The sequence below is a fragment of the Xanthomonas sp. D-36-1 genome (genome assembly GCF_017746155.1).
Lineage (GTDB): Bacteria > Pseudomonadota > Gammaproteobacteria > Xanthomonadales > Xanthomonadaceae > Xanthomonas > Xanthomonas cissicola.
Genome location: NZ_JAGHWR010000065.1, coordinates 14,945 through 29,392, shown reverse-complemented (window position 1 = coordinate 29,392; position 14,448 = coordinate 14,945). Strand labels below are relative to the sequence as shown.

General features: G+C 61.7%; 12 protein-coding genes and 1 tRNA gene. 7 read left to right on the top strand and 6 right to left on the bottom strand.

The window, feature by feature from the left end; translation table 11 throughout:
• Positions 1-142 precede the first annotated feature (142 nt).
• Positions 143-1,984 (bottom strand): glycosyltransferase family 39 protein, encoded by a 1,842-nt coding sequence (locus J7367_RS17045; protein ID WP_057662816.1) that lies wholly within the window; start codon positions 1,982-1,984, stop codon positions 143-145.
• 37 nt (positions 1,985-2,021) lie between these two features.
• On the opposite strand from J7367_RS17045, the gene J7367_RS17040 reads away from it, so the two are divergent.
• Genes J7367_RS17040 through J7367_RS17025 form a run of 4 tightly spaced genes read left to right on the top strand, consistent with a single transcriptional unit; the run spans position 2,022 to position 6,412 of the window.
• The gene (locus tag J7367_RS17040; protein ID WP_007968997.1) at positions 2,022-2,975 is read left to right on the top strand and encodes a MoxR family ATPase; all 954 of its coding nucleotides are present in this window, start codon (positions 2,022-2,024) and stop codon (positions 2,973-2,975) included.
• A 5-nt stretch (positions 2,976-2,980) separates the two neighbouring features.
• Positions 2,981-3,937 (top strand): DUF58 domain-containing protein, encoded by a 957-nt coding sequence (locus J7367_RS17035; RefSeq protein ID WP_007968996.1) that lies wholly within the window; start codon positions 2,981-2,983, stop codon positions 3,935-3,937.
• Positions 3,930-5,882 carry a DUF3488 and transglutaminase-like domain-containing protein gene (locus J7367_RS17030; protein ID WP_057662818.1) on the top strand — a complete coding sequence of 651 codons (1,953 nt, stop codon included), beginning with the start codon at positions 3,930-3,932 and terminating at the stop codon, positions 5,880-5,882. The genes J7367_RS17035 and J7367_RS17030 overlap by 8 nt, the downstream gene beginning before the upstream one ends.
• Positions 5,879-6,412 (top strand): Slp family lipoprotein, encoded by a 534-nt coding sequence (locus J7367_RS17025; RefSeq protein ID WP_007968994.1) that lies wholly within the window; start codon positions 5,879-5,881, stop codon positions 6,410-6,412. Before J7367_RS17030 ends, J7367_RS17025 begins: the two co-directional genes overlap by 4 nt.
• A 119-nt stretch (positions 6,413-6,531) precedes the next feature.
• Here J7367_RS17025 and J7367_RS17020 read toward each other — a convergent pair whose 3' ends face one another.
• The 4 genes from J7367_RS17020 to dnaX all read right to left on the bottom strand — a co-directional run bounded on the left by J7367_RS17020 (position 6,532) and on the right by dnaX (position 10,075).
• A complete protein-coding gene (locus tag J7367_RS17020; protein WP_057662820.1) occupies positions 6,532-6,882 on the bottom strand; it encodes a histidine triad nucleotide-binding protein in 351 nt (116 codons plus the stop codon).
• A 93-nt stretch (positions 6,883-6,975) separates the two neighbouring features.
• A complete protein-coding gene (gene recR / locus J7367_RS17015) occupies positions 6,976-7,569 on the bottom strand; it encodes a recombination mediator RecR (protein ID WP_003483843.1) in 594 nt (197 codons plus the stop codon).
• A gap of 97 nt (positions 7,570-7,666) precedes the next feature.
• Positions 7,667-7,987, bottom strand: coding sequence for a YbaB/EbfC family nucleoid-associated protein (locus J7367_RS17010; protein WP_005913896.1), 321 nt, complete (start codon positions 7,985-7,987; stop codon positions 7,667-7,669).
• Between the two features lie 6 nt (positions 7,988-7,993).
• Positions 7,994-10,075, bottom strand: a complete 2,082-nt coding sequence (gene dnaX, locus J7367_RS17005; RefSeq protein ID WP_057662822.1) for a DNA polymerase III subunit gamma/tau — start codon at positions 10,073-10,075, stop codon at positions 7,994-7,996.
• 135 nt (positions 10,076-10,210) lie between these two features.
• Between dnaX and J7367_RS17000 the strand changes: the two genes are divergently transcribed.
• From J7367_RS17000 to J7367_RS16990, 3 genes are all read left to right on the top strand, one after another.
• A tRNA-Ser gene (locus J7367_RS17000) sits at positions 10,211-10,303 on the top strand.
• Positions 10,304-10,384: 81 nt separating this feature from the next.
• On the top strand, positions 10,385-11,869 hold the full coding sequence (locus tag J7367_RS16995; RefSeq protein WP_080576181.1) for a site-specific integrase: 1,485 nt from the start codon (positions 10,385-10,387) through the stop codon (positions 11,867-11,869).
• Between the two features lie 2 nt (positions 11,870-11,871).
• A complete protein-coding gene (locus J7367_RS16990; RefSeq protein WP_139792821.1) occupies positions 11,872-12,570 on the top strand; it encodes a hypothetical protein in 699 nt (232 codons plus the stop codon).
• 241 nt (positions 12,571-12,811) lie between these two features.
• Here J7367_RS16990 and J7367_RS16985 read toward each other — a convergent pair whose 3' ends face one another.
• Positions 12,812-14,404, bottom strand: a complete 1,593-nt coding sequence (locus tag J7367_RS16985) for a MobA/MobL family protein (RefSeq protein ID WP_081027932.1) — start codon at positions 14,402-14,404, stop codon at positions 12,812-12,814.
• Positions 14,405-14,448: the final 44 nt, after the last annotated feature.

Here is a 14,448-nt window from a genome sequence, read left to right as displayed (position 1 = left end):
GCCGGCGATGGGGAGCGTGCGTCTGTGAACCGGGAAATTCCCGCGGAAAGCGCCAGAAATGGCGAAATTCCGAAGTTCCAAAAGCCACTCTTCGGAACGACGCCACCTTCCGCCCTGTCAGGTCTCGTTGTTCAGACCTTCCCTAAGGTGCTGAAACGGTGAGGGGCTGCTCCCACCAATCCTCGACGCTGCCGTCGTGGCCATGCAGGCGCAGGCCCAACCAGTGCGTGCCGGGCGGCAAGGCGTGGGTGTCGAGCGTTGCAGTGAAGCCGACGTTGGGATGCTGCGGGTCGGTGGAGATTTTCCAGTACGGGCGCACATCCAGCGGCGTGCCGTACCTAGCTTGCGCGACCGGGCGACCATCCAGCAGCAGCTCGACATTCGCGAGCCCAACGCCATCCTTGAAGGCCCAGCCATGCACTTGAAGCGTGCCGGACACGGCGACATCCGGCAGCGGCGCATCGATCCACGCCATCGCCGGGGTCACGCACGGCCCGGGCTGGCGTTGCGCCGGCAGCGCGAACAGCAGAAAGCGCTGATAGCCGTGATCGGTGGAGACCACAGTCGGCGGCGGCAGCGGGCCGATCATGTCGCAGATGGCGTGGTAACGCGCGAGCAGCTCGCGATAACGCTGATCGCTGGGCGAGAGCACCAGCAGCCGCGGCCCGCCACGCGTACCGTCGCTGAGCAACCCCCACTGCTGCAACTGCGCGCTGCGCCCGTGCTTGTCGTTCAACGCGGCACGCAGCACCTCGATCTTGGCATCGTGCAACTGGAAGCCGAGCTCGGCGCCAACCTTGAAGTTCTCCGCCAGCACGCGCGTGCCCGGCGGCATCTGCGCCAGCCGCGATTTGACCGCAGCCGCCAGATCGTTCCAGCCGGCGAAGTTGCGCGGGTAGTATTTTTCGCCAGCGGCTCGCGCGCGGATCGACGGCACCGACACCGCCAGGTAGTAGCCGTATGCGCCGAGCATGCCCAGCAGTGCGATCAACCACGCCGTGCGGCGTAGCCGATGCGGCCAGCGCATCAGGATCACCGGCACCGCCACCAGCAGCGCCAGATAGCCGGGCAACGGCCAGTGGAAGCTGATCCGCTCGGCATCGCTGAAGAAGCCCAGCACGAAGATTGCCACGGTCGAAATGCCGCCGAGCAAACCGAAATAGCGCCATTGCGCACGTGAGCCGCCGCCGCTGCGGGTGCCGGCCAGACCGACCTTGACCATCGCCCAGGCCAACAGCGGCGTCACCGCCACTGCCTGGATCAGCACAAACCACAGCCCGCCGATCTGGAACCGCCACGGATGCCGGTCGACCAATTGAAAGCGCAACCCGGCATCGTCGTGGTCGGTATTCCAGAACAGCAGCGGCAGCCAGCTCACCGCGCCGACGGTCAGCGCCATCCAGATCCGCGGGTCGCGCATCACCGCACGCCCCTGCGGGATGCACAGCAATGCGATGCAGCCCACCCCGATCACCCCGACAAAGCGGTAGTGACTGAGCGCACCGATGACCAGGCCGATGGCGAGCTCCAGCGCGCTGGTGGCATCGACCTCGCGCAACAAGCGCGCGCCGGCATCCATGCACAGCACCGCCGCCAATGCCATCGGCACATCCGGCACGGCCAGAATGCCCAGCGTGGCCGACAGCGGCATCAGCAAGGTCAGGCTGCCGGCCTGCCAGCCCAGCGTGGAGCCGAACCAGCGCGTGGCGATATGCGCGATCAACCAGGGAATCAGCGCGGAAATGGCCAGAAACGGCAGCCGCAACGCCAGCAGATGATGTCCGCCCAGCTCCACGCCTAGCCGCGCCAGCCAGGCGGTCATGCCCGGCAGATCCGAATACGCCGCAGCCAGATGCTGGCCTTCCTGCCAGTAGAAGGCCTCGTCAACGAATAGCGGCAAGCGTGCGGCGATCAAGAGCTTGACGGCTGTCGCCAGTGTCCACAGGATCACGAAGGTGCGATGTGCGCGTTGGTCCCCCTGCATTGCCCTGTGCACTCTTCTTTTCACCTACGGAATTGTGATGTCGACACCGCTGCGTTCCACGGAAATGCTAACCGATGCGCTGCGCCAATCGCTGCGGCGCGCGCAAGACCAGGTCAATTCGCTGCTGCTGGGCAAGGCGCAGGAAGTGCGGCTGGCGTTCGTGGCACTGCTGTCCGGAGGACATTTATTGATCGAGGACCTGCCCGGCCTGGGCAAGACCACCCTCGCCCATGCGATGGCCTCCAGCCTGGGGCTTGGCTTCCAGCGCGTGCAGTTCACCTCCGACCTGCTGCCGGCCGATGTGCTGGGCGTGTCCGTCTACGACGCCGCCTCGCGGCAGTTCCAGTTCCATCCCGGCCCGGTGTTCACCAACGTGCTGCTGGCCGACGAAATCAACCGGGCTCCGCCGCGCACGCAGAGCTCGCTGCTGGAAGCGATGGCCGAGCAGCAGGTGACGCTGGATGGCGTGACGCATGCATTGCCGGAGCCGTTCTTCGTGATTGCCACGCAGAACCCGGTCGATCTGTCGGGCACCTTCCCGCTGCCCGACTCGCAGCTGGACCGCTTTCTGCTGCGGCTGAGCCTGGGCTACCCCAGCGCCGATGCCGAGCGTGCGCTGCTGTCGGGCACGGATCGGCGCGAGCTGATCGCCCAGGCCGCCCCGCAATTGAGCGACGCCGACGTGGTCGCGCTGCGCGGGGTGGTCAACCAAGTCCATACCAGCGATGCGCTGATCAGCTATGTGCAGGCCTTGTTGCTGCGTAGCCGCCAGCATGCCGGGGTGCGCGTGGGCCTGTCGCCACGCGCCGGGATCGCCTTGCTGCGCGCGGCCAAGGCCTACGCATTGCTGCTCGGGCGCGAGCACGTGCTGCCCGAAGACGTGCAGGCGCTGTTTGTGGCTGTGGCCGGGCACCGGCTGGTGCCGGAAGCCGAATCTTCGTCCGGGCCGGCGCTGGCCAAGGCGCTGCTGCACAGCGTGCCGGTGGACTGACTCAGGTGCATGCGCACATGCGCGGCATCGTCCGCCGACTCAGCCTGCTGGTGCGGCCGCGGGGCGCGGAAGGCGTGCCGATCGTGCTGGATCGGCGGCGCATCTATGTGCTGCCGACTCGCTTCGGTCTGTTCGTCACGGCATTGCTGCTGGCGATGCTGCTGGGCGCACTGAACTACAACAACAATCCGGCGCTGCTGCTCGCACTGCTGCTGGCCACGGCCGGGATCGCCAGCAGCATCATGGCGCACCTGCAGCTATCGGCGCTGCGTATCGAAGCGGTATCGGCCGAACCGGTGGTCGCCGGCGAACCGCTGCGCATGCGGGTGTCGTTGGCGCGTCGCGATACCCGCGCACGCCGCGGGCTGCGCCTGGATCACCTGGACCGCAGTGGCTTCTGTGCGTTGATCGAGCACGATATGGCCGAGGTCGATCTGCTGGTGCCGACCGAGCGCCGCGGCTGGCAGGATATCGAGCGCATTCGTCTGTCCAGCACCCAGCCGCTGGGCTTGGTGCGCGCCTGGTCATGGGTCTGGCCGGAAACGCCGTTGCTGGCCTATCCCAGGCCCGAAGAACAAGGTCCGGCGCTGCCCGATGGTGCGGGCTCGCCCAACAAGACGCGCCTGCATGCACAAGGCGAAGAGCTGCACCAGCTGCGTCCGTATCGCGCTGGCGACGCCCCGCGCACGATCTCCTGGAAACACTCGGCACGGCGCGACACGCTCTTGGTGCGCGAATACGAACAGCCACTGGGAATCGACGTCACACTGGACTGGCGTGCACTCAACGCGCTGCCGTATGAGCGCCGCATTGCGCGCCTTGCCCGCTGGGTCAACCTGGCCGAACGCGACGGGCGCCGTTATCGCCTGCTGCTGCCGGGCCAGCCACCGTTAGGTCCCGCGCAAGGACCTTCGCACCACCACCTGTGCCAACGCGCCCTGGCCCTGCTTCCGCATGACTGAGCCCGCCCTCCCGATCAGCCAGGCCAGCCGCGCCTGGGTGCTGGCCACCAGTTGGCTGGCATTGACGCCGTTGCTGTTGCAGTTGCCGGGCCTGCTTGCGGCCACTGTCGCGGTGGCCGCGGTGCTGGTCGGCGTGCTGAGCTGGCGCGGCACCTTGATGGCGCCGGTGCGGCTGTTGTTGGTGATCGCAATGCTGGCGGCGGTGTACTGGCAGATCGGCATGCGCTTCGGCCGCGACACCGGCTGCGCGGTGCTGGCATCGATGCTGGCGATCAAGGCCTCCGAGCTGCGCACCCTGCGCGATGCACGCAGCCTGTTGGGTTTTGCGTTGTTCGCACCGTTTGCCGCCTTTCTGCTCGATCAGGGCCCGGCGACGATGGGCCTGGCGCTGCTGGCGGTGGTCAGCGCCTTGCTGAGCATGCAGCGGCTGGCCGACGAAGAACACCACACCGCCACGCCGGCCCTGCGCCTGCAATTGCGCGGTATCGGCAAGCTGGTCGCCATCGGCGTGCCGCTGGCCCTGGCCACGTTCTGGTTGCTGCCGCGCCTGAGTGCGCCGCTGTGGGGCGTGCCCGAACGTGCGCTATCCCGGCCTGGCCTGTCGGACAACATGTCGCCGGGCGAATGGATCGACCTGATGGCCGACGACAGCCCGGCCTTGCGCGTGCAATTCGCCGGCAAGGCGCCGCCGCCGCAACAGCGCTACTGGCGCGGCCCGGTGATGTGGGACTTCGACGGCCGCACCTGGCAGCGCGCGCGCTGGACCGGCCGCGCCCAGCCCGCTTCGGTCACCGCAGGCCCGCAAACCTACCGTTACCGCCTGGATTACGAGCCCACCGATCGCCGCCAGCTGGTGTCGCTGGATCTGCCTACCCGAGGCGTGCCCAACGCCGAGTTATCCCCGGACTACGAACTGTTCGCGCAACGGCCGTTGAGTGCACTAACCCGCTGGGACCTGCAATCGGCGCCGCCAACGCGCTTCGATACCGACCTGCCCGATCAGTTGCGCAAGCGTGCACTTGCCCTGCCGTCGGGTTTCAATCCGCGCACGCTGACGCTGGCACGGCAATGGCGTCGCGAGGCCGGCAACAATGACGATGCAGTGGTGCAGCGCGCGCTGCAGTGGATCACCCGCGAATTCGCCTACACGCTGGACACGCCGCTGCTCGGCCGCAACAGCGTCGACGAATTCCTGTTCCAGCAAAAGGCCGGTTTCTGCGAACACTTCAGCTCCTCGTTCGTGGTGCTGATGCGCGCGGCCGGCATCCCGGCGCGCGTGGTGACCGGGTACGCCGGCGGCACTTACAACCGGCTGGGCAATTACTGGGTGGTACGGCGCATGGACGCGCATGCCTGGACCGAAGTCTGGCTGGCCGGGCGTGGCTGGGTGCGCGTGGACCCCACCGCCGCAGTGGCGCCGGAACGCATCTACGACACGCTCGAAGATCGCCTGCAAGCCGGCGGCGGCAACGACTTCGCCGACCTTGGCGCATGGGCCAGCCTGGGCCAGGTCAGCGACTGGCTGCGGCGAGGCTGGAACGAGCTGGTGCTGTCCTTCGATGCCGATCGCCAGCAACGGCTGCTGCAACCCTTCGGCATCGATCGCCTGGACACCTCGCAACTGGCCGCCATCTTCGGCGTGTTCGCGGTGAGCGCGCTGGCGTGGATGGGCTGGCTGCTGGCACGTGGCGAACGTGAGCGCGACCCGTTGCTGCGCGCCTGGCACCGACTGAGCCACCGCTACCGCAAGCTCGGCCTTGCCCGTGAACCGCACGAACCGGCCAATGTGTGGGCGCAACGTGTCGCCCGCTCACACCCGAATACGCCACTGTTGGCACTCAGCCAACGTTTCGCTGCCGCGCGATACGCTGGCGCTGATTCGGACAGCGACCCTCTCTTGAAAGACTTGCTGCAGCATCGCCCGCGAACCGGAGCTTCCTCATGAGTACCCGTTTTCTTGTTCCTCTTATCGCTGTGCTCGGGCTCGCAGCCTGCGCCACCGCACCCAAGCCGCTGCAGGGCCAGTTCCCCGCGGTCAGTCCGAGCGATTCCACCGCCAGCGCCCAGGTCGGCACGTCCGTGCGCTGGGGTGGCAAGATCATCAAGACCACGCCCGGCCAGGGCCAGACCTGCTTCGAGCTGATCTCGCGCCCGCTCAATGCCAGCGGTCGCCCGGACCGTAATGCCGTGGATGCCAGCGACGGCCGTTTCCTGGCCTGCCGCTCGGGCTTCTACGATCCGGCGGTGTTCGAGCCGGGGCGCGAAGTGACCTTCATCGGCAAGATCGAAGGCTACGAAACCACCAAGATCGGCGAGTACGACTACAAGCTGCCCAAGGTCAATGCCGACGTGGTCTACCTGTGGCCGGTCGTGCGCGACGTGGAAGTCGTGCCGGCTTACCCGTATGGGCCGTGGGGCGACCCGTGGGGTCCGCGCTGGGGCGGCGGTTGGGGTTGGGGCCGCGGCTGGTGGTGATGCGCCGCTGACCCAAGCGTGACTCGCAAGAACGCCGCTCGCAGGGAGCGGCGTTCTTGTCTGTGCGCGATGATCGCTGCGTTACGCGACTTGCCTGCGACGCATGACCCAACGACCCATCACGGCGTACCGAAACGGCCCAGCGGCGCACCGGCCAGCAGATGCAGATGGATATGGAAGACCGTCTGGCCGGCATGCTCGCGGCAATTCATCACGATGCGGTAGCCGTCTTGCGCCAGCCCTTGCGCGCGCGCGTAGGCCGCCGCCGCGATTGCCAGCTTGCCAACCAGCAGCGCCTGCTCCGGCGGCACATCGTCCAGGGTCGGAAAAGCGTGCTGCTTGGGAATGAAGAGCACATGCACCGGCGCCTGCGGCGCGATGTCTTCGAAGCCCAGCACCTCGTCGTCTTCATAGACGATGGTGGCCGGAATTTCGCGACGAATGATTTTGCCGAAGATGGTGTCAGTCATGGTTTGGGATTCGGGATTCGGAATTGGTAACAGCTTACCGCGCACGCCAGCCCGCCTTTGCGAATCCCGAATCCCGCCTCCCCAATCCCGCCCTCAAAGCACCTCACTGCGGGTGCCGAAGGCGTGCGACAGGGTGCCGCGGTCCACGTACTCCAGCTCGCCACCCAGCGGCATGCCCTGGGCAAGCCGGCTCGGGCGCACCGCGTGCTGGCGGGCGAGCTGCGCCAGGTAATGGGCGGTTGCCTCGCCTTCCACGGTGGCATTGGTGGCGATGATCATTTCGGTCACTTCGCCAGCAGCCAGACGTTCACTGAGCCGATCCAGCCCCAGTTCGCGCGGGCCGATGCCATCCAGCGGCGACAGACGCCCCTGCAGGATGAAATACAGCCCGCGGTAGCCGGTGGCGTGCTCGATCGCCAGACGGTCGGCCGGCGACTCCACCACGCACAGCTGCTGCCGGTCGCGGCTGCTGCTGGCGCAGATAGTGCAAATTTCCGATTCGGTAAAGTCGCGGCACTGCACGCAATGCCCGACCTTTTCCACCGCGCTGCCCAACGCAGCGGCAAGCCGACGCCCACCCTCACGCTCGCGCTCGAGCACGTGATAGGCCATGCGTTGCGCCGATTTCTGGCCCACACCGGGCAATACCCGGAAGGCCTCGATCAGTTGTTCGAGCAGAGTGGACATTGGGTGGCCGGGATTGGAAATTCGGGATTTGGGATTCGTAACGGCAAAGGCCTTTGCGCTTAGCTAATCCCGAATCCCCACTCCCGAATCCCCTCGCTTAGAACGGCAGCTTCATGCCCGGCGGCAACTGCATGCCGGCGGTCGCCGAGCCCATGCGGTCCTTGGATTCGGCGTCGATCTTGTTGGAGGCGTCGTTGAAGGCGGCGGCGATCAGATCCTCGGCCATCTCCTGGTCGGAGAGGATGCTCGGGTCGATGCGCACCTTGCGGCACTCCTTGGCGCCGGTCAGCGTCACGCTGACCATGCCACCGCCAGCGGTGCCGGTGACTTCCAGCTTGGCCAGTTCTTCCTGGGCGCGCTGCAGGTTTTCCTGCATCTTCTGCGCCTGCTGCATCAGTTGGGCAATATTTCCACGCATGGGTCGTTACTCGTCGTAAGGGCGGATGGAATCGGGCACGATCCGCGCGCCTTGCTGCTGGATCAGCAACTGCACCGTCGGGTCGTTCATGAAGGCTGTTTCGGCCGCGCTCTGGCGCTCGCCTTTCTGGCGGTTGGCACGCTCGTGCAAGGTTTCGACATCGGCATTACCGGTTTCGATGACGATGCGCGGCGGATTTCCCAGCACCGGTGCCAGCGCCTGCGCAAGGTTGGCGATGGAGCGCTCGGAGTGGAGATATTCGAAGCCTGGCGCCAGCGCCAGCCGCAGCACGCCATCGCGATGGCCGATAAAGGCGGCGTTGGCGGCCAACTGGCGCGACGGGCCATTCAAGCCACTGCGCGTGACCAGTTCCAGCCATTGCTCGGCATCGGCGATGCGGCCGTCATCGAGCAGGGCCGTCGCGTCGGTTGCCGAGTCCGATGCGGGCGCTGCCGTTGCGGGTGGCGCAACCAGCGCTGGCTCTTCAAACGATGAGGGATCGACCAGCGCGACCGGCAATGACACGACAAGCGAAGCCGGAGCTTCCACCGCAGCGTCAGACGCAATCGCATCGGGTTGCGCGAGCTTGGCGGGCGCAGACGGCGGAGCCATCGCCGCTTCGGGCGCAAGCACGGCCATGGTGTCGTGCGCCGGCGCGGCCTGCGCCCGCACCGGTGCATCGTCCACGGCCCACGGCGGCGTGTCGTCATTACGCGCATTGGCTGCCGACGTGCGGCCGGCCGGAGGAGGCGCTTGAGAGGGAAGCACGACGACGGGAGCCGCAGCCGGAGTCGGGGTTGCCTGGGTCGCTGATGCCGGCAAGGACGCCTCCACTGCCGCAGCGGGCATCGTGGCGGTCACCGCAGCAGGCGCGGACACTACGGCGGGCGCAGCCGTCACCGGCGCTACCGCTGCCGGCGCAGCAGCCTGGCCGCCGGCAGCGGTCGAACGCGCGCCACCGCCTGCGCTGGCTCCGCGCCCGTCATCCGAGCCGCCAGCGGGCACCGCCGCTGCGGGGCGGAAGGCAAGCATGCGCAGCACTGCCATTTCGAAACCGGCGCGTGGACTGGGCGCCAGATACAGGTCGCGCCGCCCGTTGAGCGCCATCTGATACCACAGCTGCACCACTTCCGGTCGCAGCTGCGCCGCAAACGGCGTCGGGTCGATGCCGTCGCCGACAAAGGCCACCGACGGCACCAGCTGCTGCACCTGCACCCGGTGCAACGCCTCGGCCAGGGCCTCCAGCACGCCGCTCCAATCGGGCGAAAATTCGGCCAGCGCGGCCACCACCTGCAACAGGCGCGCGCCATCGCCATCGGCCAGCGACTGCAGCATCGCGCCGACCTGGGTGCGGTCCACCGTGCCGAGCATCGTGCGCACCACATCCTCGCGCAGCGCACCGCCGGCGTAGGCAATCGCCTGATCCAGCAGCGACAGGCCATCGCGCAGCGAGCCGTCGGCCGCCTTGGACAGCTGCACGATCGCCGACGGGTCCGATTCGATCTGCTCGGCGGCCAGGATGCGGGTCATCTGGCCCTGGATCTGGTCTTCGTCCAGGCGCTTGAGGTTGAACTGCAGGCAGCGCGACAGCACCGTCACCGGCAATTTTTGCGGGTCGGTGGTGGCCAGCAGGAACTTCACGTGCTCGGGCGGCTCTTCCAACGTCTTCAGCAGCGCATTGAACGCCGCCTTGGACAGCATGTGCACTTCGTCGATCAGGTAGACCTTGAACTTGCCGCGCGAGGGCATGTACTGCGCGTTCTCGATCACCTCGCGCACATCGTCCACGCCGGTGTTGGACGCGGCATCGATCTCCAACAGGTCGATGTAGCGCCCGGCGTCGATGTCCAGGCAGGCCGGGCACGTCCCGCACGGATCGGCACTGGTGCCGGTCTCGCAATTGAGCGATTTGGCGAAAATGCGCGCAATGGTGGTCTTGCCCACGCCACGGGTGCCGGTGAACAGGAACGCGTGATGCACACGCCCACTGTCGAGCGCGTTACTGAGCGCGCGGACCACGTGTTCCTGGCCTACGAGTTCGGCAAAACGCTTCGGGCGCCACTTGCGGGCGAGAACGAGATAAGACATCGGGCAACCGGCTTTGTTTGAGCCGATATTGTGCCACGCCCGGTCTCAACGACTGCGGCTGGAAGATTCAGCTTGTGATACGGGCCGGCGACCGCTAGAATTTGCGGCCCTGTTCGACCACAGTCGTGCAGGCACGGAGAGGTGTCCGAGTGGTTGAAGGAGCACGCCTGGAAAGTGTGTAAGCGTCTAAACCGCGCTTCGGGGGTTCGAATCCCCCTCTCTCCGCCAGATTACGCAAGCCCCTGTTTTTACAGGGGTCTTTGCAATCTGACAAGATCTTAAACGGGGCACAAATCGGGACACATCCCGATGAGAATTCCCCATCATTTGATTCGCTCCGCCTCTGGCCGATGGTCTTTCCGACAGAGAGTGCCCCTTGACCTCCAAGCCAGGCTTGGGAGACGGGTCATCAAGCGGACGCTTCGAACCACCGAACTGCGACAAGCGCAGATCCAAGCCATCAGGCTTGCGTCAAGCTATGCTCAGGTCTTCAACGCAGTTCGGGGACTGTCGATGGACCGGATGAGCACCAAGGATGTGGATGCGCTCGTTGAGCGCTTGACCCGTGACGAGAGTCAGAAAGATCTGACGCTCCATCGAACCCAGGCACCGGATGGGACGGTGACCGAGCAATGGCAAATCGATAATGAAGACGACGTTCGGCTCTATCGGAAGGCTCAGGGTTGGACAGCCTCTTCTGAGGTTGCCTCGATTGGCATGCTGCCACGCGAGCTGATCGAGCAACGAAAGCCGACTGTCGCTTCTGTCGATGAAATTATTACGATGGAAAAGGCTCGGGACGGATGGTTGGCGACCTTGAAGGCCACGACGCTCCCAAAGACCTACACCATTAAAAAGACGGCGATTGACTTCCTCGTCAAATTTTTGGGGCCGAAGACCAAGCTTCACACCATCAAGCGTCCTGACTTGGCCCGGTGGTATCAGCACATGCGCGATGGTGGATCATCCACCCCGACCCTTGTGAACAAGCAGTCTTATATTGGCGGCAAGGGTGGGTTCTTCGATTGGGCCATGAACTCAGGCTTTTATCCGAAGGGCGACAACATTGCATTAGGGCATGTTGCTTTTCCCGCTCGTGAAAAACGGGCCCGACGCAAGCATGGCTTCAAAGCATATGACAAGCATCAAATCCAAGCCCTCTTTGATCCGAGCAACTTTGAAAAATTGTCACCTGGTGCTCGTTGGGCATCTTTGATTGGCCTTTATACCGGAGCCCGAGCTTCGGAAGTTGGCCAACTTCTTTTAAATGATGTCTTCAAAGATGGCGACATTGTTTGCATTAAAATTAATGATGAAGGCGAATTTCAGAAGGTCAAAACGGATGTGAGTCTCAGAACTGTTCCGATCCATCCCGATTTGTTGGCGTTGGGATTTTGGGAGTGGACGGAAGAACTTCGGGCAAAAGGCCACGACCGACTTTTCCCACAAGCCAAAGCCAATGCGACAAATGGCGCGGGCAATTGGATTAGCAAGGCTTTCAGTCGTCATGTTGCGGAAGTCGGGAAGAACTGGCCTAAGGCAAAGCGTGGCTTTCATTCACTCCGGAAAACGCTGATCCAGGAGCTTCAAGGTGCGGGAGTTCCATCGGAACTTCGCGCCCAAATTGTGGGGCACGAACTTGATGATGAGCATCATGCTACTTATAGCCGTGAATTCTCTTATGTAGAAAAGCTTTATGGGCTAGGCCAACACTCGCCTGGTCTAACATGTCTGCAATACGGCATCTCGACCTCTCTACAAGACCAGAAGCTTCTAAACAAAGGAAATTTGTAGAAATGCCACTACTAAGAGGCTTGAATAAAATAATTAATCGATGGCTAGGCAGCTTTCATCAAGCCGCGCAAATTGAAAGCTTAGAATCCGAGCTTGCACTAATCCGAAATAAACTGCACGAGATAGAGCGGCTGACAAAGGATCACGCGGAAGAGATCAAAAAAATTAGTCCAATTGAAGATTATCTAGTCAAACTTTCGAGCCCTGCAATCAGGTTCGATCTGAACATATTTAGCACCATAATTTACTTTACAGCTGTAATTTGCATCATCGGCGGCTGCTTAACACTCAAGAAACCAGACGCTAAAGAAATAAATGACTATCTTGCCTACGTTTGCCCGATCATAGCGGGATTGCTAGCGGGCCTTGGACTCTATGTTCAGAAGCCGAGATTTGGGGAAGGCAATAAACGAAGAATTCTCACTGAATCCCTTTTTTACAAGGCATCAGTTTTATTTCTTTTCTTAGGACTAACCTCATACTTCGCCGTAAAAGGAATTGACTACGCCGTAATTCCTCACATCTTCGGTTTCGCGGGCACCTTAATAGCAATCTACTCTGTTATAAAAAACAACAAAAATTTGGACGAAGCACCGTCAGTAGTCGACAAAGCATTCAAACCAATTATCAGAGCCATACTGGCTTTGAATATAGTTGCCAGCCTAACTTGGGCGGCAATGATCATAGGAAATATTATTTGAAATCAGCGAAACAAGTTTGCAATGAAAAGACCAAGGATGAACACTATGAAGAAAAACGTGCCGACTACCACCACCTTTTCCCCACCAGTAAGCAACCTAAAATTCTTTATGAGATAAATAAGATCAGACATATTACCCCTTTAAAATACCACCAGCACCAAACATATCTCCAAGGCCACCCTTGTCAAGTTATTTAATATGAATCTTGGCAGGCATCCTTGCCAGCCAGCTTTCATAAAAATCACAAACTCGGCGACTTGAATTTCAATTGCCATTGCCCTGAGTCATTAGACTTAAACACTTCATTCAAATGTTCCTCCTTCGGAGTGGCCGCGACTGGCAAATCAATCTTGAAGTTTTTTTCAAGAATTTCCCTTGCCTCAATCATTGCGCTTCGTGCCTGGCCAGTTCTCCACTCTCTCAATTTCATGACTCGCTTCGAGACCATGTGCTTTGCTTTCTGAGCTTGACGTGCAGCCAATGCCGACTCAGCCGTTGGCTTCTCACCTTCAAACTCTAAGAGCTTAGCCTTTGCAGCTAGGTGATCACACTGCGCACGGTAGGGACTCACCAGCATCCGTGCGTATCGCACCATGGATCGACCCAGCTGCTCAGTGTCTTCGAACAAAAATGGCTTGGTCGCGTAGTGATCAACTCTCCGGCACATCAAAGCGTCATAGGCTTGGTTAAAGCAGTCTTCAATCTGGATGCCAGGGATGCTGTTGAGGATGTCCAATGCTTGCCGGGCCGTCTCGTGCTGAGCTTCCAACCATTGCTCAATGAGTTCTGCTTCTTGATTTAAAACCTCTGCATCTTTGCCGGTCGCTCTCGCCAAGCGAGTCACCTTGCTGGCTTGCCTAGTCAAAGGACTATATTGAGTATGGATACGATTTAAAGTTTGCTGACTTGGCTTTTGAACCGAGTTCGAGCGGTCAGAGTGTGGGAAGAACGATTGATTTCTTCTTTCTCGTAAGCGCTCCCTGAGTGCTGCTTCATGGCTATGGCTTGCTGGGACCCCATGAACATCCCTCCCCTGCTGAGCCTCTCGACGCTCCTTTAAAATTTGAGCAAAGCGCCGATCCGCTGATGTGACCTTTTCACCAAAAAACACGGCTTTTGCATGGCGCTTGGCTTGGAAGAATTCACCCCGCGAAATGCGCTTTTTCGGGGCTCTGGTGAGTGCTCTGGCTTTCTCATAATCGCCTTGCTTGAACGCATCTTGCGCTTGGGCTCTCAGTGTTCGGTGGTCCACTCGTGCTTCAACACCTGCCATGATGAGATGCGCATTGATCACTGATGCGATCTTCCCACGCAGGGCTTTCATCTCCGTTGCCCCTGCTCCCTGCCTGGCATCGAACTCAGCACAAGCCCGCGCCCCCAGACCGTTGGCGTCTACTTTCCTGGCAGAGATGAGAAGATGCACATGATGATTGCGCTGGTCCCCTCTTCGACCAGGTGAGTGAACAGCCACCAGCACAGCCGCTTGATAACGGTCGACAAGAAGCTGACCAAGATCGAGGGCAAGCGCATTGCGTTGCAGGGCATCTAGACTGTTGGGTAAGGAAACTTCGACTTCCCGCGCCACGCGAGCATTTGCTCTGGTTTCTTGTTGCTCATTAATATCCCAGAAGCTTCGAACATCGAAACACCATCTGGGCGCCCCATTGGGCGCAAGCATTTGCTGTGAGACAACGCCCGATCTTTTCCCATATTTGTGCGTCGTCTTGTGAGTTGTATCCCGCAGATTGATCCCTGCACGATAAGCAGCCGCTGCGACTGATGATTGACCTTTTCCACGACTAAACGATTTGATGCTGACATGATAAATTGCCATTAATTTCCCGGTTGAGATTGGTTGATAGTGGGAATAACAAAATG

Bases quoted from the DNA above. Each gene is read 5' to 3' on its own strand.
- J7367_RS17030 (WP_057662818.1), top strand. From the start codon at position 3,930: ATGACTGAGCCCGCCCTCCCGATCAGCCAGGCCAGCCGCGCCTGGGTG.
- dnaX (WP_057662822.1), bottom strand. From the start codon at position 10,075: ATGTCTTATCTCGTTCTCGCCCGCAAGTGGCGCCCGAAGCGTTTTGCC.
- J7367_RS16985 (WP_081027932.1), bottom strand. From the start codon at position 14,404: ATGGCAATTTATCATGTCAGCATCAAATCGTTTAGTCGTGGAAAAGGT.
- J7367_RS17040 (WP_007968997.1), top strand. From the start codon at position 2,022: ATGTCGACACCGCTGCGTTCCACGGAAATGCTAACCGATGCGCTGCGC.
- J7367_RS17010 (WP_005913896.1), bottom strand. From the start codon at position 7,987: ATGCGTGGAAATATTGCCCAACTGATGCAGCAGGCGCAGAAGATGCAG.
- J7367_RS17020 (WP_057662820.1), bottom strand. From the start codon at position 6,882: ATGACTGACACCATCTTCGGCAAAATCATTCGTCGCGAAATTCCGGCC.
- J7367_RS17025 (WP_007968994.1), top strand. From the start codon at position 5,879: ATGAGTACCCGTTTTCTTGTTCCTCTTATCGCTGTGCTCGGGCTCGCA.
- J7367_RS16990 (WP_139792821.1), top strand. From the start codon at position 11,872: ATGCCACTACTAAGAGGCTTGAATAAAATAATTAATCGATGGCTAGGC.
- J7367_RS17045 (WP_057662816.1), bottom strand. From the start codon at position 1,984: ATGCAGGGGGACCAACGCGCACATCGCACCTTCGTGATCCTGTGGACA.
- J7367_RS16995 (WP_080576181.1), top strand. From the start codon at position 10,385: ATGAGAATTCCCCATCATTTGATTCGCTCCGCCTCTGGCCGATGGTCT.
- recR (WP_003483843.1), bottom strand. From the start codon at position 7,569: ATGTCCACTCTGCTCGAACAACTGATCGAGGCCTTCCGGGTATTGCCC.